Source organism: Rhizobium sp. NFR07 (assembly GCF_900111905.1).
In the GTDB taxonomy this organism is placed as follows: domain Bacteria; phylum Pseudomonadota; class Alphaproteobacteria; order Rhizobiales; family Rhizobiaceae; genus Neorhizobium.
The window spans coordinates 208,092-229,195 of sequence record NZ_FOKM01000009.1 but is presented as its reverse complement, the minus strand read 5'-3'; the positions used below and the strand labels follow the sequence as shown (position 1 = coordinate 229,195).

General features: G+C 63.0%; 17 protein-coding genes. 7 read left to right on the top strand and 10 right to left on the bottom strand.

The window, feature by feature from the left end; translation table 11 throughout:
- Positions 1 to 4: 4 nt before the first annotated feature.
- The gene (locus BM216_RS19980) at positions 5 to 1,414 is read right to left on the bottom strand and encodes a circularly permuted type 2 ATP-grasp protein (protein WP_177230846.1); all 1,410 of its coding nucleotides are present in this window, start codon (positions 1,412 to 1,414) and stop codon (positions 5 to 7) included.
- A 308-nt stretch (positions 1,415 to 1,722) separates the two neighbouring features.
- On the opposite strand from BM216_RS19980, the gene BM216_RS19975 reads away from it, so the two are divergent.
- Together BM216_RS19975 and BM216_RS19970 are read left to right on the top strand one after the other, a co-directional pair.
- Positions 1,723 to 2,601, top strand: a complete 879-nt coding sequence (locus tag BM216_RS19975) for a DMT family transporter (protein ID WP_093000957.1) — start codon at positions 1,723 to 1,725, stop codon at positions 2,599 to 2,601.
- 193 nt (positions 2,602 to 2,794) lie between these two features.
- Entirely contained in the window at positions 2,795 to 4,561 is a 1,767-nt protein-coding gene (locus BM216_RS19970) for a methyl-accepting chemotaxis protein (RefSeq protein WP_093000956.1), read from the top strand.
- 108 nt (positions 4,562 to 4,669) lie between these two features.
- Here the strand turns inward: BM216_RS19970 and BM216_RS19965 are convergent, their stop codons facing one another.
- From BM216_RS19965 to alaE, 3 genes are all read right to left on the bottom strand, one after another.
- Positions 4,670 to 6,460: a DEAD/DEAH box helicase gene (locus BM216_RS19965; protein WP_177230845.1), complete on the bottom strand. Its 1,791-nt coding sequence runs from the start codon at positions 6,458 to 6,460 to the stop codon at positions 4,670 to 4,672.
- A gap of 325 nt (positions 6,461 to 6,785) precedes the next feature.
- Entirely contained in the window at positions 6,786 to 8,120 is a 1,335-nt protein-coding gene (locus BM216_RS19960) for a solute carrier family 23 protein (RefSeq protein WP_093000954.1), read from the bottom strand.
- Between the two features lie 213 nt (positions 8,121 to 8,333).
- Positions 8,334 to 8,798 (bottom strand): L-alanine exporter AlaE, encoded by a 465-nt coding sequence (alaE, locus tag BM216_RS19955; RefSeq protein WP_244530240.1) that lies wholly within the window; start codon positions 8,796 to 8,798, stop codon positions 8,334 to 8,336.
- A 187-nt stretch (positions 8,799 to 8,985) separates the two neighbouring features.
- Here alaE and BM216_RS19950 point away from each other — a divergent pair, with 187 nt between their 5' ends.
- On the top strand, positions 8,986 to 9,324 hold the full coding sequence (locus tag BM216_RS19950) for a YciI family protein (RefSeq protein WP_244530239.1): 339 nt from the start codon (positions 8,986 to 8,988) through the stop codon (positions 9,322 to 9,324).
- A gap of 8 nt (positions 9,325 to 9,332) precedes the next feature.
- Here the strand turns inward: BM216_RS19950 and BM216_RS19945 are convergent, their stop codons facing one another.
- Genes BM216_RS19945 through BM216_RS19935 form a run of 3 tightly spaced genes read right to left on the bottom strand, consistent with a single transcriptional unit; the run spans position 9,333 to position 11,700 of the window.
- Entirely contained in the window at positions 9,333 to 10,721 is a 1,389-nt protein-coding gene (locus BM216_RS19945) for a sensor histidine kinase (protein WP_093000952.1), read from the bottom strand.
- Entirely contained in the window at positions 10,718 to 11,377 is a 660-nt protein-coding gene (locus tag BM216_RS19940) for a response regulator transcription factor (protein ID WP_093000951.1), read from the bottom strand. Before BM216_RS19940 ends, BM216_RS19945 begins: the two co-directional genes overlap by 4 nt.
- 5 nt (positions 11,378 to 11,382) lie before the next feature.
- Positions 11,383 to 11,700: a PepSY domain-containing protein gene (locus tag BM216_RS19935; protein ID WP_093000950.1), complete on the bottom strand. Its 318-nt coding sequence runs from the start codon at positions 11,698 to 11,700 to the stop codon at positions 11,383 to 11,385.
- 143 nt (positions 11,701 to 11,843) lie between these two features.
- Here BM216_RS19935 and BM216_RS19930 point away from each other — a divergent pair, with 143 nt between their 5' ends.
- A complete protein-coding gene (locus BM216_RS19930) occupies positions 11,844 to 12,134 on the top strand; it encodes a PepSY domain-containing protein (protein WP_093000949.1) in 291 nt (96 codons plus the stop codon).
- 59 nt (positions 12,135 to 12,193) lie between these two features.
- Here the strand turns inward: BM216_RS19930 and BM216_RS19925 are convergent, their stop codons facing one another.
- Together BM216_RS19925 and BM216_RS19920 are read right to left on the bottom strand one after the other, a co-directional pair.
- Positions 12,194 to 12,550, bottom strand: coding sequence for a hypothetical protein (locus BM216_RS19925; RefSeq protein ID WP_244530238.1), 357 nt, complete (start codon positions 12,548 to 12,550; stop codon positions 12,194 to 12,196).
- Between the two features lie 203 nt (positions 12,551 to 12,753).
- Positions 12,754 to 14,343 (bottom strand): trimethylamine methyltransferase family protein, encoded by a 1,590-nt coding sequence (locus tag BM216_RS19920; protein ID WP_093001014.1) that lies wholly within the window; start codon positions 14,341 to 14,343, stop codon positions 12,754 to 12,756.
- 274 nt (positions 14,344 to 14,617) lie between these two features.
- Here BM216_RS19920 and BM216_RS19915 point away from each other — a divergent pair, with 274 nt between their 5' ends.
- Positions 14,618 to 18,253: a response regulator gene (locus tag BM216_RS19915; RefSeq protein ID WP_177230850.1), complete on the top strand. Its 3,636-nt coding sequence runs from the start codon at positions 14,618 to 14,620 to the stop codon at positions 18,251 to 18,253.
- A gap of 48 nt (positions 18,254 to 18,301) precedes the next feature.
- Here BM216_RS19915 and mnmD read toward each other — a convergent pair whose 3' ends face one another.
- Positions 18,302 to 19,063, bottom strand: a complete 762-nt coding sequence (gene mnmD, locus BM216_RS19910) for a tRNA (5-methylaminomethyl-2-thiouridine)(34)-methyltransferase MnmC2 (protein ID WP_093000947.1) — start codon at positions 19,061 to 19,063, stop codon at positions 18,302 to 18,304.
- Between mnmD and BM216_RS19905 the strand changes: the two genes are divergently transcribed.
- Positions 19,062 to 20,261, top strand: coding sequence for an NAD(P)/FAD-dependent oxidoreductase (locus BM216_RS19905; RefSeq protein ID WP_093000946.1), 1,200 nt, complete (start codon positions 19,062 to 19,064; stop codon positions 20,259 to 20,261). The two genes, mnmD and BM216_RS19905, sit on opposite strands and share 2 nt — an antisense overlap.
- 126 nt (positions 20,262 to 20,387) lie before the next feature.
- Positions 20,388 to 21,095, top strand: a complete 708-nt coding sequence (locus BM216_RS19900; protein WP_093000945.1) for a DUF1045 domain-containing protein — start codon at positions 20,388 to 20,390, stop codon at positions 21,093 to 21,095.
- Positions 21,096 to 21,104: the final 9 nt, after the last annotated feature.

Below are 21,104 nucleotides of genomic sequence, written 5' to 3'. Positions count from 1 at the left end.
GCCCTCAATCTTCCAGAACCCAGGTGTCCTTGGTGCCGCCACCCTGGCTGGAATTGACCACCAGAGACCCCTGTTTCAGGGCCACGCGGGTCAAGCCGCCGGGGATGATCTTCACCTTGTCGGAGACCAGGACGTAGGGGCGCAGATCGACGTGGCGGGGGGCGACGCCCTTGTTGACGAAGATCGGTACGGTGGAGAGCGCCAGCGTCGGCTGGGCGATGTAATTGCCCGGCTTGGCCGCCAGTTTTTCGGCGAAGTCGGCGCGCTCCTTCTTCGTCGCGGTCGGGCCGACCAGCATGCCGTAGCCGCCGGAGCCATGGACTTCCTTGACGACGAGGTCGGCGATGTTCTCCAGCACGTATTTCAGGCTGTCCGGCTCCGAACAGCGCCAGGTCGGCACGTTTTCGAGCAGCGCCTTGCGGCCGGTATAGAATTCGACGATTTCCGGCATGTAGGAATAGATCGCCTTGTCGTCGGAAATACCGGTGCCGGGGGCGTTGGCGATGGTGATGTTGCCGGCGCGGTAGACATCCATGATGCCGGGAATGCCGAGCGCGGAATCAGCCCGGAAGGTCAGGGGATCAAGGAAGTCGTCATCGACGCGACGATAGAGAACATCGATCGCCTCGTAGCCGCGGGTGGTGCGCATCTGCACCTTGCCGTCTATGACGCGCAGGTCGGAGCCTTCAACCAGTTCGACGCCCATCTGGTCGGCGAGGAAGGAGTGTTCGTAATAGGCGGAATTGTAGATCCCGGGCGTCAGAACCGCGACGCGGGGCTTGCCCTTGCAGCCGGGAGGGGCGACGGCCGAAAGCGACTGGCGCAGGAGACGCGGATAGTCTTCCACCCGCTGCACCTTGTTCAGCGTGAACAGTTCGGGGAACATCTGCATCATCGTCTCGCGGTTCTCCAGCATGTAGGAGACGCCGGAGGGCGTGCGGGCATTGTCTTCCAGAACGTAGAACTGGTCCTCGCCGGTGCGCACGATATCGGTGCCGACGATATGGGTGTAGACGCCGCCCGGCGGCTTGAAGCCGATCATCTCGGGCAGGAAGGCGACATTCTTCTCGATCAGTTCGCGGGGAATGCGGCCGGCCTTGATGATTTCCTGCTTGTGGTAGATGTCATCAAGGAAGGCGTTGAGCGCCAGCACCCGCTGTTCGATGCCCTGGGCGAGCTTGCGCCATTCGCGGGCGGAGATGATGCGCGGAATGATGTCGAAGGGGATCAGTTTCTCTGAACTGTCCGCATGACCGTAGACGGCGAAGGTGATGCCGGTCTTGCGGAAGATGTTTTCCGCGTCCTGGGTCTTGCGGATCAGATGCGCGGTATCCTGGGCCGCGTACCAGTCGTGATAGTTTTGGTATGGTGGGCGCGGAAGGTTCTCCGCAGTTAACATTTCATCAAATGCCAAAGAAACGATCCCCTTTTTTGGCCATAAGAATACAACGCAGAGGGCAATGCAAGAACCATGCGCGATCGGCGAAGACAAAATCGCGAGCGGTCTTGAGGTTCCAAAAGAAAGCCGCGCCGGCCCCAAAACGACGTTTTCGGCGCATGGATTAGGTTGCGCTTGTGTTCAGTAAAACAATACCTTGCCCGCAAAAACGCCAACTGCTCAGTGTGTGATCAGCCGGGCTTGAAATAGCCGTCAGCATTTCTGCTTTGACCGTGGCGAGGGCGGCGCTTATTGGGGCTTCACCTCTGTCACGGGAATCTCCCATGCTCGACCGCCTTGCCCCGGCGATCTTCGTCTTCCTCTGGTCCACCGGCTGGATCGTCGCAAAATATGCTGCCATGCATGCCGACCCGGTGACGTTCCTGGCCGCGCGCCATGCGCTGGCTGCCTGCGCATTTGTGAGTGTCTGTCTCGTCATCCGGGCGCGCTGGCCGGAAAGCCTTGCGCAGGCCGGCCGCGCCATGCTGTCCGGCGTCTTACTGCACGGGCTTTATCTTGCCGGTGTCTGGTATGCGATCGGGCAAGGCGTGCCGTCTGGGCTGTCGGGCATCATCGCCGGGTTGCAGCCGCTGCTGACGGCCCTGGCCGCGCCGTTCCTGCTCGGCGAACGTCTTGCCGGCCGGCAGCGTGTTGGTCTGTTTCTCGGTTTTGCCGGCATCCTCCTTGCGATCTCGCCGCAGCTGATCGCGAGCCTTTCGTCGGGGTTGACGGGGCTCGGCATTCCACTGATCATCAATCTCGTGGCGATGAGTTCGGTCACCTACGGCACGCTCTACCAGAAGCGCTACCTGCAGAATGGCGATCTCTGGACCACGGCAACGCTGCAATTCGTCGGCGCCTTCATCGTCACGCTGCCGATCGCGATGCTGACGGAACAGATGCGTTTCGACTGGACCTATCAGGCAATCGCTGCCATGGCCTGGTCGGTGATCGGCATCTCGATGGGAGCGGTTCTGCTTTTGCTCTATCTAATCGGGCGCGGGCAGGTGTCGCGCGCTGCCTCGTTGATCTACCTGATGCCGCCAATGGTGGCGATCGAAGCCGCCGTCCTTTTCGGCGAGGCGCTGACATGGCCGATGATCGTCGGCACGGTCATCGTCGTGCTGGGCGTCATGATGGTCAATCGAAAACCCAAGTCATGATCAGGTATTGTGTCGCGCCCGCAAATGAAATCCACGAACTTCTGTTTCGGTGATGCGCAATTTCCGGTTTTTATTATTTCTATTCACGCATCTATTGGGTGTAATTCTATTATTGCTTCAGTATTAACTCAATTTTAGCAGGGCCTGCAGCACAATATTGATAATAATCAATTTGTTTGCTGAAGGGCCGGATATGCCGCTTTCTACATTTCTCGGAAATGAATCCTCAGCGATTCTCGAAGCCTTCGGTCGCTCGCAGGCGATCATCTCCTTTACGCCCGACGGCACGGTGCTCGATGCCAACGAGAATTTCTGCGCGGCCGTCGGCTACACGCGGGAAGAGATCGTCGGCAAGCACCACCGCATTTTCATGCATCCCGCCGATGCCGCGACGGCCGAATACAAGTCCTTCTGGACGGGGCTCGCATCCGGCCGGTTCGAGCAGCGCCAGTTCCGGCGCCTGACCAAGAGCGGCGAAGAAATCTGGATCCAGGCTTCCTATAACCCCGTCGTTCGCGGCGGGAAGGTCGTGAAGGTTGTGAAGATCGCGACCGACATCACGGCTGCCAAGCTGGAAAGCCTCGACAGCAAGGGCAAGATCTCGGCCCTGTCGCGCGCGCAGGCCGTCATCGAATTCGAGCCGGATGGCACGGTGCTGACCGCCAACGAGAACTTCTGCGCGGCGCTCGGCTACAGCCTCGACGAGATCAAGGGTCGCCATCACAGCATGTTCTGCGAGGCGGATTATGTCGCCTCTAAGGAATATGCCGGTTTCTGGCCGCGTCTTGCCGGCGGCGAGTTCTATGCCGACGAGTTCAAGCGTATCGCCAAGGATGGCAGCGCGATCTTTATCCAGGCAACCTACAACCCGATTCTCAACGATGAGGGCAAGGTCATCAAGGTGGTGAAATTCGCGACCGATGTCTCCGGCCGCGTACGGGCACTGCAGGAAGTCGGCGCCGGTCTCGAGCGGTTGGCCGAGTGCAACATCCGCATCACGATCGACGATCCCTTCGTGCCGGAATTCGAACATCTGCGGCATGACTTCAACCAGTCGCTCGCCAAGTTCCAGGAAACGCTGGAACAGGTGCTCGCCGAGACGGCGATGCTGTCGACCAAGAGCGGCGAGATGCGCGAGAGCGCGGGCGGTATCGCCAGCCGCTCGGAGCAGCAGGCCGCAGCCCTCGAGGAAACCTCGGCCGCGCTTGAACAGATCACCGTGACGGTCCGTGAATCGGCCGGACGAACCGCGGAGGCCCGCAAGCTGGTGCAGGAGGCGCGCATCGCCGCCGTCGATTCCGTCGAAGTCGTCAGTTCGACGGTCGACGCGATGGCCCGTATCGAAAATGCGTCCCGCGAGATTTCCAAAATCATCGGCGTCATCGACGAGATCGCCTTCCAGACCAACCTCCTGGCGCTGAATGCAGGCGTCGAGGCAGCTCGCGCCGGTGAGGCCGGCAAGGGTTTTGCCGTGGTCGCCCAGGAAGTCCGCGAGCTCGCCCAGCGTTCCGCTACCGCGGCCAAGGAAATCTCGGGTCTCATCAAGAACTCGTCCACCGAGGTCACCGAAGGTGTCAGGCTAGTCGGCCAGACGGGGGATGCGCTGAAGAAGATCCAGGACTTCGTCCAGTCCATCGAGACGAATGTCGAGGCCATCGCCACTGGCTCCGCGGAACAGGCAACCAGCCTTTCGGAAATCAACTCGGCAATCGGTTCGCTCGACCAGATGACGCAGCAGAACGCGGCCATGGTCGGCAGCATGAGCGCGACGTCAGAGGCGCTGGCCGAAGGTGCCGGGGAACTCGAACATCTCGTCAAGCGCTTCAAGCTAAACCGCCGCAAGTGGCAGCGCGAACCGGGGTCGGACGCGTCCAAGCTCGGCCCTGAACATCGCGGTTATGGCAAGAATACGATCTATCAGCCGAAAACCGCGATCAAGGGACTGGCGCTGGCGTCTTGAGGTTCTGATGCCGGCCGGGCCTGTGTGCCTGCCCGTGCAGTGAATGCAAAAAGAAACGGCCGGGCGTGAGCCCGGCCGTTCGCATTTCATCATGCCGAATGGCGGCAATTATGCCGGGCGGCGCTTGCGGCCCTGATGACCGCCGCCGCCGTTGTCGTTGCCGCCGAAGCGAACGGGGCCACGGCCCTGGCCACGGGCTTCACCGCGGGCCTCGCCCTGGGCCTGATGGGCGGGGCGGGCGTTGGCGCCGGCATTGCCTGCGCCCTGATGCGTCTGGCGCTGCTTGGCCGGCTCATGGGCACCGTGGGCGGCGTGATCACGCTTCTGGCCATTGTTCTGGTGGCCGCTGCCCTGGTGTCCGGCGACGCTCTTGCGGTTGTCGCTGCGCTGCGGACGGCCTTCGCCGCCTTCCTTCCTGGCCGGGCGGAAGTCGGACTTCACTGCCAGGTCGTTGTCGACTGCTGCGCGCGGTGCTTCCTCGCCGCGGCGCTGGCCGCGGAACTCGTCGTTGCGACGGTTATCGCGCTGCGGGCGATTGTTGCCGCCACGGCGTTCGCCGCGAGGCTCCTGGCGTTCGCCACGCTCCGCAGAAACGCCTTCGGCGCCCTCGGCTGCAAAGAACGGCTTGCGGGCCGGACGCTCACGACGCGGGCCACGGGCTTCGCCGTTGCCACCGCCATTGCCGCGACCGCCACCATTGCCACGGGCCTTGTTGCCGCCGCGGCTATTGTTGTTGCCGTTGCCACGAACAGGACGGTTGAGGGCTTCGGGGCGCTCGCCCGAGGCGGCCTTGAGCTCGATGCCCATCAGCTTTTCGATATCGCGCAAAAGCAGCGTTTCGTCGGGTGCGCAGAATGCGATGGCGATACCGTCGCGGCCGGCGCGGGCGGTGCGGCCGATACGGTGAACGTATGCGTCCGGCACTTCCGGCAGGTCGTAGTTGTAGACGTGGCTGACGGCCGGGATGTCGATACCGCGGGCGGCGACGTCGGTCGCGATCAGCGTCTTGATCTCGCCGTCACGGAAGCCCTTGAGCGCGCGTTCGCGCTGGCCCTGGCTCTTGTTGCCGTGGATGGAGGCGACCGAGAAGCCGATATTGTCGAGATGCTTCATCAGCTTCTCGGCAGTGTGCTTGGTGCGCATGAAGACGATGGAGCGGCCATCCGGATTTTCGAGCAGCGACTTGCGCAGGATTTCCGTCTTGTCGCCCTTGCCGGCGACGAAGTGGACATACTGTTCGACCTTGTCGGCAGCCTTGCCCGGAGGCGTTACCTCGACCTTTACCGGGTCGGTGAGGAAGTCGGCCGCGAGATCGGCGATCGCCTTCGGCATGGTGGCCGAGAACAGCATGGTCTGGCGCTTCTTCGGCACCATTTTCGCGATCTTGCGCAGGTCATGCACGAAGCCGAGGTCGAGCATCTGGTCGGCTTCATCGAGAACGAGGAAGCGTACCGTCGTCAGGCCGATGGCGCGACGGGCAACGAGATCGAGCAGGCGGCCAGGGGTGGCGACCAGGATGTCGGTGCCCTTTTCAAGCTGCAGCTGCTGCTTGTTGATCGACACGCCGCCGACGACGAGGTTGATCTTGAGCGGCTTGCCCTTGACGAAGGTCTTCAGGTTGGCGGCGATCTGGTTCACCAGCTCGCGCGTTGGCGCAAGGATCAGCGAACGGGTGGTGCGGTTGTCGGGGCGGATGTTTTCGGCGAGCAGGCGCTCGATCAGCGGCAGGCCGAACGCAGCGGTCTTGCCGGTGCCGGTCTGGGCGAGGCCGATCAGGTCGCGGCCTTCGAGGAGGAGGGGGATAGCCTGCGCCTGGATCGGCGTGGGCGTTTCAATGCCAAGCGCGGTCAGCGTGGCGACGATCTGCTTGGAAACACCAAGAGATTCAAAATTCGTCAAAGCGAATACCTTTCGGGGCGCCAAAAACCTACATGCCTGCATGGCACCATGCCATGTGGGCTGTTTCTGGCGTCAAGAACCCCGCGTGATTTGGGAACTTGTGTGTTGGAAATTGCTTCCCAGCGCTTAAACCCTGAGTGTCAGGGCGATCTATCAGTGCGCCTTGTTCCTTCTTTGCGAACATTTTCGTCGCAGGGCCAGCTCACGCGGCGGCCGGAAGGTGAAAGCTGGCCTGCATTTGGTGGATTTGTGGGCAAAAGTCAAGGATGTTTCAAAAGCGTGTCGGCAAGCGGGCCGGAAATCCGGCCCGCTTGCCTGTCAGGTCTCAGGCGTCGATGCTTTTCGTCGCGGGGCGTTTGCCCCAACCGAGTGCGTGGTAGAGCAGGATGGAGCCGATCGTCGCCGTGCCGATGCCGTCCAGCGTGAAGCCGGCCACCTCGAGTTTGAAGTTGCCGGCGCCCAGCACCAGCGCCACGCCGACTGTGATCAGGTTGCGCGGCTCGGAGAAGTCCACCTTGTTCTCGACCCAGATGCGGCCGGCGGTGGCGGCGATCAGGCCGAAGACGACGATCGAAAGACCGCCGAGGACGGGACCCGGAATGGTCTGGATCAGCGCGCCGAATTTCGGCGAGAAGCCGAGCAGGATGGCGATGGCGGCCGAGACGAGGAAGACGAGCGTCGAGAAGATGCGGGTAACCGCCATGACGCCCATGTTTTCCGCATAGGTGGTCATGCCGGTGCCGCCGAAGGCGCCGGAGACCATGGTGGCGATACCGTCGCCGATGAAGGCGCGGCCGAGATAGGGATCGAGATTGCGGCCGGTCATGGCGCCGATCGCCTTGATGTGTCCGAGGTTCTCGGCAACCAGGATGACGACGACCGGGGCAATGAGCGTGATGGCCGAGACCGAGAAGACCGGTGCGGTGAACTTGGGCATGCCGAACCACGGCGCGGCGGCAACGCCGGAAAAGTCGATCGCCGGGCCGAAGGCGAAGCCGTTGGCGAAGGTCATGTAAGCGATATAGGCGAGTGCGCCGCCGATCAGGATCGGCAGGCGGCGGGTCATGCCGGGCGCATAGACGGCGACCGCGCCGACGGCGACGAAGGTCAGCATGGCGATCCAGCGGGAGAACTGGTCGCCGTCCGGGCTTGTCGGGCCGGTGCCCGAGGCGCTGGAAATCGCGATAGGGGCGAGCACGAGGCCGATGGCGGCAACGATCGCGCCGGTCAGGACCGGTGGCATCAGCCGCTCGATCCAGCGATGGCCAACGCCCATGACGATGAAGCCGATCAGTGTGTAGAGCGCGCCGGCCACAATGATGCCGCCGAGTGCCAGCGCGATATTCGGATTGGGCGCGCCCGCCGTTGCCGCCGTGGCGACGAGAACCGGACCGATGAAAGCGAAGGAAGAGCCGAGATAGCTCGGCACGCGGCCGCCGACGGCCACGAAGAAGATCAGCGTCGAAAGGCCGGAAAACAGGATCGAGACGTTGGGGTCGAAGCCCATCAGGATCGGGGCGAGCACCGTGGCGCCGAACATGGCCACGACATGCTGCAGGCCGAGCACGACCGTCTGCCCCATCGGCAGCCGTTCGTCGGGCATGATCTGCCCTTCCGTCTTCAGCCGCCAACGCGGGAAATAACCACCTGTCTCGCTCATCGATACCCTCATATCATCCGGCCGCACCCGGCGACCGTGAGGACTGTTCCCGATAAAAGGATCGAAGGGTAGGGGCTTTTCGCTGTTTCTCGTGACCGGCCGCCGTCAGACGGCGATCTCGCCCGGTCGATCAGAGCTTCGATACTGGCGCAGGAACGCGCTGTCATCGGGGTCGAACGGGTTTCCCACAGCCGTTCTCAGACGATTTACGCATCAGACGTTGAGCGACATCGGCTTTTCGCCACCCGGCGGCAGGCGGAACAGGCGCCGCACCAGGTTGAGAAAGGCCCCGTAGGGCCGGCCGAGGACGAGCATCATCACGGCAGCACCGGCGATCCCGATGATGAGGCCGCTGCCTGATGCGCCGCTGAACGCGATGATCGCGGCATAGATGGGAACCTGGAAGGTCATCAGGGCGAAGCTGTCCCAGAAGATCTGCGAGACGCGGCCGGTCCCGGCGCGACCCATGATCCAGTCCCGCCACAGACCATAGGGACGCGCGACCGGCACCATCAGCACGGCACCGAGGAGCCGGGCATGAAGAACCTCTTCCCAGGTCATGCCCGCGATGAAGCGCTCGTTTATGGCGCCTGTCGTGGTGAAGAACAGGATCAACGCCAGCGTGTCGGCGATGAAAGATCGCCGGCGGTGGCTGCGTTCGTCGATCGTGATGGACAATTTCCTATCCTGTCGAAAGTCGGGCCTGTCGAACATCGGGGCTGTCGGCAAACGCACCAATGTCGACTTCGTTGCGATTATCGCAATCGGGATAGCAGATGGCCCTTGTCGGATGCGTGCCTGCTCACACGTCCTAGTGTCAAAAGCCGATCGACCGGCCATCGACGCAAAGGGAGGAGACATCATCATGCAATATCTCGTCGCCATTCATCATCCGGACGACTACGATCCTTTTGCCGAAGAGGACGAGGCGATGCATTACGACATCGACGTGCTCAACGAGGAGATGGTCGCTGCCGGCGTGCGGGTCTTCGTCGGTGGATTGAAGCATGCCAGCGAAGCAAGGTCGCTACAGCGAAAGGGCGATGGCGAGGTCACCATCGCGGAAGGCCCATATCTGAAGACCAGCGAGCATGTCGGCGGCTTCTGGGTGCTCGACGTTGCCAGCGAAGACGAGGCGGTCGAATGGGGGCGAAAGGCGGTGATTGCCTGCCGCGCCCCGGTCGAGGTCCGGCCGTTCCATTGAACGTGATCTCAGAACCAGATCGAAACCTGTAGCCCTGAACCTTGCCTGTTCTCGATCGACAGCGTCAGGTCGTAGACCGTGCAGATTTCCTGTACGATCGACAGGCCCAGGCCGGTGCCGGGCACCTGTTCGTCGAGCTTGACGCCACGCCCGGTCATGCTGCGGATTTTCTCGGGCGCGACGCCGGGGCCGTCGTCGGCGATCGTCAGGCGGCGGTCCTTCCAGGTGATCGAGACCTCGTTCCTCGCCCATTTCACCGCGTTCTCGACGATATTGCCGACAAGTTCGCGCAGGTCGTGGGGATCGAGCGGGACTTCTGCCGGTTCGCCGAGATCGAACTGCCAGATCAGCGCTTCGCCCTCCGGCGTGCGTCTCAGAGTGCGGATGATCTGGCCGATGATCTTTTCCATGTCGGCATCGGACTGGCGCAGTTCGGCATTGGCGACGATGCGGCTTCTGGCGAGTTCCGCCTCCACATGGCCGCGCATCAGCGCCACCAGCCGGTCGATCTCGTCGGCCATGTCGATCTCGCCGCGCTGGCGCAACGTCAGCGCGTCGTTAGACAGCACGGTCAGCGGTGTCTTCAGCCCGTGGGCAAGGTCGCCGGCGCGGGCGCGGGCCTTGGCGATCGCCTGGGACTGGGCGTCCAGAAGCCGATTGACCGAGTGTTCCACCGGCTCGAATTCCTTGGGCAGCACGCCGTCCAGCCGGCCGCCGCGGCGTTCGCGGATACAGTCGAGGCCGCTCGTCAGCGCCGCAAGCGGCCTCAGGCCGAACACGACCTGGATCAGCGACGCGCCTATCAGGAAGATGGCGAGGCCTGCGAGGTAGGGCAGGATGTCGACGGCGAAGCGGTAGCCTGCATCTTCCAGCGGCTTGCGGTCGGCGGCGACGGTGATCCGCAGCGCCTTCAGACCCGCCGGTGTCGGCACCATGATCTGCCGCTGCTGGGCCGTCAGTGTCGCGCCGTCGGGACCGGGAATGTCGTAGCGATGGACCGCGCCGTCCGCCAGCAGGTCTTGCGGCGAGGGGAGCGTGTAATCCCACAACGACTGCGAACGAAGGCGGGCAGGCGCCGTGTCATCGCCGATCTGCCAGTAGAGGCCGCCATAGGCATCCTCGAAGCGCTTGTCGAAGAAGCCCGCCGGGCGTTCGGGGCTGCCGTCGGCGGCAAAGCGCAGTGAGGCGGCGATATTGTTGATATGGCCGGTAAGCTCCGCATCGAGCCGTCGCTCCAGATTGGCTGAGAATACCGAGACCATGAAGAGGGCCGCGAGCGCCAGCGCCGAGGGCACGGCGACGAGAGAGACGATGAGGAAACGGGCGCGGATCGAGAGGGGGCGTCTCGCGGATCGTCCGTCCTTGGCGGGCTGCCCGTCCTTGCGTATCTCGCTCATGCCGAACCGATCCGGTAGCCGTAGCCACGGCGGGTGGCGATGATTTCCTTGCCGAATTTCTTGCGCAATCGTCCGACCAGAACCTCCACCGAATTGCTCTCGCGTTCGAAATCCTGGGCATAGAGCTGTTCGGTCAGCTCCATCTGCGAGACATGCCGCTCGCCGTTGGCCATCAGGTAATGCAGGCAGCGGTATTCGAGCGGGGTCAGTTCCACCGGCAGGCCATCGATGCTGGCGTGCTTGGTGCGTGGATCAAGCTTCAGCCTTCCCGCCTGCATGACAGGCGCCGCCTTGCCCTGCGAGCGGCGGATGATCGCCCGCAGGCGCGCGAGCAGTTCCGGCATCTGGAAGGGCTTGGCGAGATAGTCATCGGCTCCCGCATCTATGCCCTCAACGCGCTCTTCCCAGTTGCCGCGGGCGGTCAGGATCAGCACGGGCAGTTCGCGTTCCGCCGACCGCCAGCGTTTCAGCACGGAGAGACCGTCGAGCTCGGGCAGGCCGAGATCGAGGATGACGGCGGCGAATTCCTCGCTGTCGCCACGGAACCAGCCGCTTTCGCCATCGCGCTCGTGCTCGACGAGGTAACCGGCATGTTCAAGATGGCGGCTGACGTCGCGGGCAATCAGCGGGTCGTCTTCAATGAAAAGGATACGCATGGCGGTCAGTCGTCGTCATCGTCGGTATCGACATCGAGAACGCGGCCGTCCTTGGCATCCATCTCGATCTCGACCAGCCGGCCATTGGCCTTCAGCACCTTGAACTCGTAGATGAAGCGATCGTCATCCTCGTCCAGCTCGACCTTGATGATCTCGCCCGGAAAGGCGCGGCGCACTTCGTCCTGCAATTTCGAAAGCGGCATGACCTCACCGCGGCTCACGGCATCGCGCAGCCGGTCGAGATGGTCGTCGTCGGCGTGTGCCTGTGGCGCGGCGGCCAGGATCGCGGAGAGGAGCGCAAGGGGAATGAGACGGTTCAGCATGCCTACCTTCTAGCAAGGCCAAGCTGAAATTTAGCTGACATGGCGTGTCAGCTATCGCTCAGCGCGACTTTCGTAAGGTCTGTCCATCGGTCAGGCAATGGTGTCCCGGCCGGACCGAAAAGATTGTTCGAAAGGAACCTGTCATGAAAAGCATCACCCTCGCTACCGCCTCCCTCGCTGCAATCGGCTTTGCCTCCGTCGCTCATGCGGATGACGACGATCGCCGCCGCTGCGGCAATGTTCCGGTTGCCGACTGGATGAGCGAAGCGGACCTGCGCAACAGGATCGCGCCGCTCAATCTCGAAATCCGCGACATCGATATCGACGATGGTTGCTACGAAGTCTCGGCCCGCAACAAGGACGGCCGCAAGATGGAGATCCATTTCAACCCGCAGTCCGGCGAGCAGGTCTGGATCGACGGCGACGACGATTGATCGACAAACAAAAGCGGCGGTGTCTCCACCGCCGCTTTCGGCAATTCCCGTCTCAGGTCCTAGTAGCAGACCCGGGCGCGGTAGGCTTCGCCATACTCGTTTTCGACCCACTCGAAGTGGCAGCGCGGCGGAGGCGGTGCCGGCTCGTAATAGGCCCGGCGATAGACGACCTGCGGTGGCGGCGGAGGCGGAGCATAGTCGTATTCCGGCTCGACATAGACCGGGCGCTGCGAACCGGAAACGATCGCGCCGCCGATGAGGCCGCCGGCGATCCCTGCTGCTGCGCCGAGAAGCACGTCGTCACCGCGATGGTGGTGACGGTCGCGGGCTTCGGCGGACGGCGCGGTCGCTGCGAGTGCGGCTGCGACGGAAACGGCAACGAGGCCTGCGGAAACTGTTTTCTTCATGAACGACATGAGCGTTTTCCTTTCCCTCTGCTATTCAAGGGTACGCTCATAAACTGACTTTCAATCTCGGCGGTTTGATGGACGAAAACCAGAAGTAGTCTGAACAGCTGTTCACACTCGATCGTCTAGTGGTTGTTTTTCGCGGACGGGGCACAACTTCTGCCGCGCTTCGTGGCGGGATTGCGACAAATTGGCGTCGAATCGGCGGCGGATTAGAAATCCGTCGGTACGCCGCCTTCGGCCTTGCGCTTCGCCACGAAGGCGTCGACTTCCTCTTCCACCGCCTGGTCGAGTGCCGGCTGCTGGTAGGCGGCGAGCGCTTCCTTGTAGATCCGGTTGGCGTGGTCGTAGGTCGTCGGCCGGCCGGCTTCCGTCCAGGTCTCGAAATTGCGCCAGTCGGACAGAATCGGGGAATAGAAGGCGTTTTCGTAGCGCGCCAGCGTGTGCGCCGTGCCGAAATAATGGCCGCCGGGGCCGACGTCGCGCACTGCGTCGAGCGCCAGCGCATCGGTGCTGACATCGAGCGGCGTGAGGAACTCCGCCACCATCTGCAGCATGTCGACGTCGAGGATGAACTTTTCGAACGAGGCCGTCAGCCCGCCCTCGGTCCAGCCGGCCGAATGGAGGATGAAATTGCCGCCCCCTTGCGTCAGCGCCCAGAGCGACATGGCACTCTCATACGCGGCCTGAGCATCGAGCGTATTGGCGGCATTGGTATTGGAGGTGCGGTAGGGAATGCCGTAGCGGCGGGCGAGCTGGCCGCCGGCCATCACCGCCTTCATATATTCCGGCGTGCCGAAAGCGGGTGCTCCGGTCTTCATGTCGACGTTGGAGGTGAAGCCGCCATACATGACCGGCGCGCCCTTGCGCACCATCTGGGTAAAGGCGATGCCACACAGCGCCTCGGCATTCTGCTGCACCAGCGCGCCGGCAATCGTCACCGGCGCCATGGCGCCCGCCAGCGTGAACGGCGTCATGATCACGACCTGGTTGCGCGACGACATCTCTATGATGCCCTGCAGCATCGGCCCGTCGAGGCGAAGCGGGGAGGAAGAGTTGATCACCGTGAAGAGCGACGGCTCCAGCTCCATCTGCTCGGCCGAGATGCCGCGGCCGATGCGGGCGATCTCCAGAGCGTCAAGATTGCGCTCGCGCCCCAGCGAATAGCAGTGGAACACCTTGTCGGTCAGCTTCACCAGATCGGAGAGACAATCGAGGTGGCGTACCGAGGCGTGGATGTCGACCGGCTCGACCGGATAGCCGCCGGTCGTGTGGATGATGTCGTAATGCTGGGCGAGCTTGATCAGCTTGCGGAAATCATCCTGGTTGCCCGCGCGACGGCCGCCTTCGCGATCGGCGACGAAGGGCGCGCTCGCAACCTGTGCGAAGACGAGGTTGCTGCCGCCGATCTTGACGTTGCGGGCCGGATTGCGGGCATGCATGGTGAAGGTGGACGGGGCCGACGCGATCAGGTCCTCGATCATGGCGCGGTCGAAGCGCACTCGCTCGGAGCCCGGCGTCACGTCGGCGCCTGCGGCCTTCATCCGCTCGCGCGCCTCCGGCAGGATGACGTCCATGCCGACTTCCTCGAGCACGGTCAGCGACGCATTGTGGATGTCTTCCAGCGCTTCCGGCGAGAGGATCTCCGTCTTGGCAATCCCGTTGACGAGGTTGCGGTATTTGGCGGTCGCCGATCCGGTGCGAACACGCTCTGCGCCGCGGCCGCCACTGCGTCTGCGCCTTTCGCCGCCGGCAGAAGAAGTTTCGCTGTCACCTGCCGCCTGTGTCGTAATCTCGCTCATGGCTGTCCCGTCCGCGCCGCGTTTGGCCAAATGTGGCAAATTCTCCGGCGGCCCGCCCACGTCATTTGCGACCACCGACCGGCTCTTCCAGAACATCGACTGGAGATGCGAGCTTGCGATGCGGACAAAAAGCTTGCGCACTAAGTAAAAATGCGAGCAACCAGCGCCGGTAAAAAGGCGTTGTTAACACTCGCTATGGTGTTATCGTCGCTCACAGGGCCACAAGAATCGGCCAATTTCCCGGGAACATAAAAAGGGACGGCAGCGCGTGGATATGCACAGCGACTTGCTCGACAAAGCCTGTGCGCGGATCCAGGATCTGCCGCAACCGGCCTACATCAAGGACAGCGCGCTGCGCTACGTGGCGGTAAACGCTGCCTACACGGCACTTTTCGGCCTGCCGGACGCAGATTTCGTCGATGGTGCGAGCCGCGATCTGCCCGGCATGATCGATACCGGCGAACGCAAGGAAAAGGAAAGCCGCGCCATCGTCTTCGGCAGCGACGAGGTCGCCCATCTGCATGACGGCGAGGGCACGCTGCGCTATGAGGTCCATGTCGAGCGCTTCCTGACCGAGAACGACCATACCTACCTGTTCGGGACGATCGAGGAAATGCTGGCTGCACAGCCGGCTCCCGCCGCTGCCGCGCAGATCATACCGCTTCCGACAGCCAGAGGCTCGATCCTCAACAACAGTCTGCTCGACGATGCGCTCGACATGCTCGAAATGGGCATCGGCATCTATGACCGCGACGATACGCTGCTCTACTGCAATTCGCAGCTCGTCAACTATTTCAGCTCGCTGGATATCGACATCGCGCCCGGCATCACGCTGACGGAAATCCTCGGATACGCCTTCGACCGCCGCCGGCAGATCGTGCCGCGTGACGTGACTGAGGTCGATGAAGGCAGGGAGGACTGGATCGCGCATCGGATGCAGCCGTTCCGCCAGCCCTATTGGGAGAACATCAATCAGCTGGCCGACGGCCGCTGGATGCGGACCGTCAACAAGCGGCTGGAAAATGGCGTCCTCATCGCTATCCGCCAGGACGTGACCGACTTCAAGGAACAGGAAACGGTGCTTCGCGGCCAGGTGGCCGAGACGGAATTGTTCCGCGCCATTTTGGAAGACCTGCCGGCGCCGGTCTTCGTGCGCAATGACCGGCACGAACTGACCTATGCCAACCACGCCTACGAGCAGATGCTGGGCGATGTGCGCGAGCGTTATCTCGGCAAGACGGAAGCGGAAATGTTCCCCTGGGCCGCCGAGCGGTTCTGGGACGAGAACGCCCGTGTTCTGGCCGGCGAGAATATCGACAAGTCGGAGGACATGACCTTTCCGGATGGATCGGTCATTCCGGTCCTGACGCGGCTGCGGTCGATCCAGACCGAGGACGGCAGCAGCTATCTCGTCTGCTCGCGCACCGACGTGTCGCTGATCAAGGAGGCGCAGGCCAAGGCGGAGAAGGTCAGCAAGGACCTGCAGACCATCCTCGATTCCGTTCCCGTCGGCATCGGCATCCTCAACGAGCAGTTCATCTTCGAATATGCGAGCCCGTCCTTCTACGAGTTCTGGGATACCGACCGGCCCTTCGAATTGCCGGGCCGATCCTATCGCGAATTCCTTGAAGTCAACTATGAAGACGGCATCTATGAAGGTACCGCACGGGGCCTGGACGCGGTCTACGAGGCGCGCATCGCCGCACTCGCCGACGACACCGGCGGCATTCCGATTGAGGTGCGCACCCGGCTCGGCCGGCAGCTGCTGATCTCCGGCACGCGCCTGACCGACGGCAAGCTTCTCTTGAGCCATACAGACGTGACCGCCATGCGCCGTCGCGACGCGGAAATCCAGGAAGCGCGGGCAGCGCTGGAACGTCACGGCGCGCTCATGCGAGACGCGACGAGCGCCATGTCGCAGGGCCTTCTCATCCTGCACGAGGGCGAGGTCGAGCTTTCCAACGATGCGCTGCCGGCCATGCTGGAAATTCCGGCCGAGATGACCGCGCCCGGCGCCCAGTGGAGCGAGATCTTCCGCCACGCCGTCCGTCGCGGTGATTTCGGCTCGCATCAGGAGGCGATGGCGACGCTCCGGTCGCTGGAAGCCAATTTCGACAGCGGCATACCGTTCTACGCATCGTTCAAGATCGAGAATCGCAAGTGGGTTCAGGTCGAGGCGCGGCAGACGAGCAGCGACCACTGGCTTGCGGTCTTCACCGACGTCACCGAGGCGAAGACCCGCGAGGAGGAGCTGACGCGTCTTTTGCAGCGCGCCGAGGCCGCCGACCGGGCGAAGTCGGAATTCCTCGCCAATATGAGCCACGAGATCCGCACGCCGATGAACGGCGTCCTCGGGATGGCGGAACTGTTGGCGAAGTCCAATCTCGATACCCGCCAGAAGACTTTCATCGACATCATCGTCAAATCCGGCAACGCGCTTCTGACGATCATCAACGACATCCTCGACTTCTCCAAGATCGATGCGGGCCAGATGAAGCTGCGCCGTGCGCCCTTCGATCCGGTCGAGGCGATCGAGGACGTTGCGACGCTGCTGTCATCGGCTGCCGCCGACAAGGATATCGAACTGATCGTGCGCGGCGATGCGGCCGTCCGCGAAACCGTGCTCGGCGATGCCGGCCGCTTCCGCCAGATCGTCACCAACCTCGTCGGCAATGCGGTCAAGTTCACCGAAAAGGGGCATGTCTTCATCGACCTGAAATCGGAGCCGGTCGGCGCCAGCGATCTGACGCTGACCATCCGCATCGAGGATACCGGGCTCGGCATTCCCGACGAGAAGCTGAAGACCGTGTTCGAGAAATTTTCACAGGTCGACACGTCCTCGACCCGCCGTCATGAGGGTACAGGTCTCGGTCTTGCGATCACGTCCGGCCTCGTCGATCTGTTCGGCGGTTCGGTCGGCGTGACGAGCGAAGTCGGCCGCGGCTCGGTCTTCACCGTCAGCCTGCCGTTCCCGATCGTCGCCGAGCGCAAGCAGGAAACGACGCTGCCGATCAATACCTGCGGTGCGCGGGTGCTGATCGTCGACGACAACGTCGTCAACCGACGCATCCTCACCGAACAGCTGAGCATGTGGGGCTTCGATACGGTTGCAGCGGAAAGCGGCCACGAGGGGCTTGCGGTTCTGAGCGAGGCGGTGCGGATCGGCATTACCGTCGACGCCATCGTGCTCGACTATCACATGCCGCAGATGAACGGTCTCGACTTCGCCAAGGCGCTTCGCCGCGACCAGCGCTTCGACGGAACCGGTGTCATCTTCCTCACCTCGATGGACATGGCGAGCGACGAAAGCATGTTCGCCGAGCTGCAGATCCATGCGCATCTGATGAAGCCGGCACGCGCAAACCTGTTGCGCAGCACGGTGATCGACGTGGTTCGCGCGGTCCGCAGCAAGCGGCGGATGGAGGCCGCAATCGCCAGTGATCCGGGGTCGGCAGTATCGGGTCCCGCCCCGGTGACATCGGCGCCGTCTACCGCTCCGGTGCAGGCCACGCCATCGCTCGACGTGCTTGTCGCGGAAGACAACGAGGTCAACCAGATCGTCTTCACCCAGATCCTGCAGACCACCGGCTGGCTGTTCCAGATCGTCAGGAATGGTGCCGAGGCGGTCGAGGCCTGGCAGGCCAACGATCCGGCGGTCATCATCATGGACGTCTCCATGCCGATCATGAACGGCCATCAGGCAACACGGCGCATCCGCGAGCTGGAGCAGAAGACCGGCACCCATACGCCGATCATCGGCGTCACCGCGCATGCGCTGGAAAGTGACCGCGAACTCTGCTTCCAGGCCGGCATGGACGATTACCTGTCCAAGCCGATCAGCCCGGAGGCGCTGGAGGACAAGGTCAGGACGTGGATCGGCGGCGCCCGCATGACCTCGAAGTCGCGATAATCGACCGACGGGCGTCACCGGTCGGTGATGCCCGCGCGCTTCAGGTAGTTACGCAGACGTCGACCGTTCCGCTTTCACACCGCACAGCATTTCGCGCTTGCCGGCGAAGCCCGGCCGGCGCTCGACGGCAAAGCCTGCGCCGGCAAGATTACGGCGCACGAAGCCTGCCGCTGCATAGGTGCCGAAGGTGCCGCCGGGTTTCGTCCTGTCGAACAGTGCCTGCATCAGTTCGGGCGACCACATGCCGGGATTGCGGGACGGGGCGAAGCCGTCGAGGAACCAGGCATCGAAATCCGCTTCCGCCGCCGTGACGCCTTCGAGCGCTGGGCCACAGACAACGGTCAGTCGTGTCTGCTCATCCACGTTGATTGTCACATGCCCTTCCGGGCTTTCCGGCCAGGCCGCGACCAGCGCCTTGCGCTCGGCATCGATCTCCGGCCAGCGGGCAAGCGCCCGATCGATCTCGTCGCTCTTCATCGGGTAGAGTTCGAAGGAGGTGAAATGCAGGTGCGTCCCCGGCTTGCGGGCAAGCGTCCATTGCCGCCAGGTCTCGCAAAAATTGAGACCCGTGCCGAAACCGAGTTCGCCGATGCGAAGGCCGTCTCCATCCGGAGACATTGTCTGCCAGCGCTCCGGCAGCCCGTTGCCGGCGAGAAACACATGGCCGCATTCCAGCCGGCCGTCGGTGCGGCAATAAAAGTGATCGCCAAATTCGTGCGAATACGGCATATCGCCGTCATGCCAGTCCAGCGTCTGCGTCTCGGGCTGATGGCCTTGTCGTGTATCAAATTCGGGATCGTGCGTGCTCATGGGACAAGCGGATAATCCGGCCGGCCACGATGGTCAATCTGGCAGCCCGCGCGATCTGCCGGCCTCTGCCGATCTCGTCATCCTCGGCGGCGGCATCATGGGGCTCTGGGCGGCTGTAAAGGCGGGACGCCTCGGCATCCGCACCTTGCTCGTCGATGCCGGTCGGCTGGGGCAGGGGGCAAGCGGCGGCCTGCTCGGCGCATTGATGTCTCACACGCCGGACAAATGGAACGAGAAGAAGCAATTCCAGTTCGATGCGCTTCTTGCTCTCGAAGACGAGGTGCGGTGGATCGAGGCGGAGACGGGGCTGTCCTGCGGCTACCGCCGCTCCGGCCGACTGATCCCGCTGCCAAAGCCGCATCTGAGAGATATCGCGCTGCGCCATTCGCAGGATGCCGAAGCCAACTGGCAGGGCGGCGATGGCCGGTTCCGCTGGCAGGTCCTGGACGAGGTGCCGCAGAAGGGCTGGCCTGACGCTGCCTTCGCCGAGGCGGGCATCGTGCATGACACATTCGCCGCCAGGGTCTCGCCGCGCAGGCTGATCGCGGCGCTCGCCGCTAACCTTGCAAACGCCCGGCACGTCACCGTCGTGGAGGGGCTCGAAGCGGCGCGCATCGACGCTGAGGCTCGCCGTGTGCTTTTCGCAGACGGCTCATCCATCGCCTTCGGCCACTGCATCGTCGCGGCCGGCCATCACTCGTTCCCGCTTCTCGAGGCCGTTTCACCGCTCCTGTCTCAGCCGATCGGCCAGCCGGTGAAGGGGCAGGCGGCGCTTTTGAAGGCGGATATCGATGCCGAATGGCCGCTGGTCTTCCTCAACGGCCTCTATGTCGTTCCCCACGAGGACGGCCATGTGGCCATCGGCAGCACCAGCGAGGAGAGCTTTGATGGGCCTTTCTCCACAGATGCAAAGCTCGATGATCTCCTCGACCGGGCACGGGTGCTCGTGCCCTCCTTGAGGAACGCGCGACTGGTCGAGCGCTGGGCGGGACTGCGCCCGAAGGCGATCGGCCGCGACCCGATGGTCGGCCCCCATCCGGATCACCGCCAAGTGATCGCGCTCACGGGCGGCTTCAAGGTGAGTTTCGGCGTGGCTCATCAACTTGCGGATGCGGCGCTTGCCGGCATTCTGGGCCGCGAGATGCGGATTCCTCCGTCATTTACGCTCGAAAGCCATCTTTCCCTGACTGCTCGTTAAACGCGAATTTGCCACCGCTTCCGTCGTTAATCTGTCACGCAAATCACTTAGTTGGCTCATCAGGGGCTGATTAAGCAAATGCGTAATCAAACAGGGCGTTGACAGGGATGCACGAGAAGGTGACGCATGCGCTATGCAATCTATTTCACGCCGCCGGCTCATGATCCGTTGACGCTTGCCGCGTCGCAATGGCTCGGACGCAATGCATTCTCCGGCGACATGATCGAGCCGCCCGCCGTGCGCGGCATCGGCCTTCACGATATCGCCTTCAACACCGCAATCCCGCGCCGCAGCGGCTTCCACGCAACGCTGAAGGCGCCTTTTCGTCTCGCGCCTGAAATCAGCGAGTCGATGCTGCTGCGCCACCTGATGCGTTTTGCCGGTGCCCACGAACCCTTCCAGCTTCCATTGCTGGAAATCGGCCGTCTCGGCAGTTTTTTCGGCCTCATGCCGGAAAGGCCATGCGAGCACATGCGGCACTTCGCCTGCGCCGTCGTGCAGGAGTTCGACGCCTTCCGTGCACCGATCTCGGAGGCCGAGATCGAGCGCAGCGACACCAATGATCTTTCGGCGTCGCAGTTCACCAATCTTTATCGCTGGGGCCATCCTTACGTGATGGACGAGTTCCGCTTCCATATGTCGCTCACAGGCCCGCTGGCGCCGAGCGACATCCGGCACTTTGAACTGGCCCTGAAGGAATATTTCGCGCCCTATCTGATGAAGCCGGTGGATATCGCCAATCTCGCACTGTTCGTCGAGGAAGAGCCGGGCGCGCCTTTCCAGGTCCATTCGCTGCATCCGATGGGACGCGTCGCAGCCCGCAGGATCGCCTGACCGGCCCGC

Excerpts from the sequence above, each read along its gene's own strand:
- BM216_RS19970 (WP_093000956.1), top strand. The coding sequence starts at position 2,795 with ATGCCGCTTTCTACATTTCTCGGAAATGAATCCTCAGCGATTCTCGAA.
- BM216_RS19945 (WP_093000952.1), bottom strand. The coding sequence starts at position 10,721 with ATGAGCGAGATACGCAAGGACGGGCAGCCCGCCAAGGACGGACGATCC.
- BM216_RS19905 (WP_093000946.1), top strand. The coding sequence starts at position 19,062 with ATGGGACAAGCGGATAATCCGGCCGGCCACGATGGTCAATCTGGCAGC.
- BM216_RS19915 (WP_177230850.1), top strand. The coding sequence starts at position 14,618 with ATGCACAGCGACTTGCTCGACAAAGCCTGTGCGCGGATCCAGGATCTG.
- mnmD (WP_093000947.1), bottom strand. The coding sequence starts at position 19,063 with ATGAGCACGCACGATCCCGAATTTGATACACGACAAGGCCATCAGCCC.
- BM216_RS19940 (WP_093000951.1), bottom strand. The coding sequence starts at position 11,377 with ATGCGTATCCTTTTCATTGAAGACGACCCGCTGATTGCCCGCGACGTC.
- BM216_RS19975 (WP_093000957.1), top strand. The coding sequence starts at position 1,723 with ATGCTCGACCGCCTTGCCCCGGCGATCTTCGTCTTCCTCTGGTCCACC.
- BM216_RS19950 (WP_244530239.1), top strand. The coding sequence starts at position 8,986 with ATGCAATATCTCGTCGCCATTCATCATCCGGACGACTACGATCCTTTT.
- BM216_RS19935 (WP_093000950.1), bottom strand. The coding sequence starts at position 11,700 with ATGCTGAACCGTCTCATTCCCCTTGCGCTCCTCTCCGCGATCCTGGCC.
- BM216_RS19960 (WP_093000954.1), bottom strand. The coding sequence starts at position 8,120 with ATGAGCGAGACAGGTGGTTATTTCCCGCGTTGGCGGCTGAAGACGGAA.
- BM216_RS19900 (WP_093000945.1), top strand. The coding sequence starts at position 20,388 with ATGCGCTATGCAATCTATTTCACGCCGCCGGCTCATGATCCGTTGACG.
- BM216_RS19925 (WP_244530238.1), bottom strand. The coding sequence starts at position 12,550 with ATGTCGTTCATGAAGAAAACAGTTTCCGCAGGCCTCGTTGCCGTTTCC.
- BM216_RS19930 (WP_093000949.1), top strand. The coding sequence starts at position 11,844 with ATGAAAAGCATCACCCTCGCTACCGCCTCCCTCGCTGCAATCGGCTTT.
- BM216_RS19920 (WP_093001014.1), bottom strand. The coding sequence starts at position 14,343 with ATGAGCGAGATTACGACACAGGCGGCAGGTGACAGCGAAACTTCTTCT.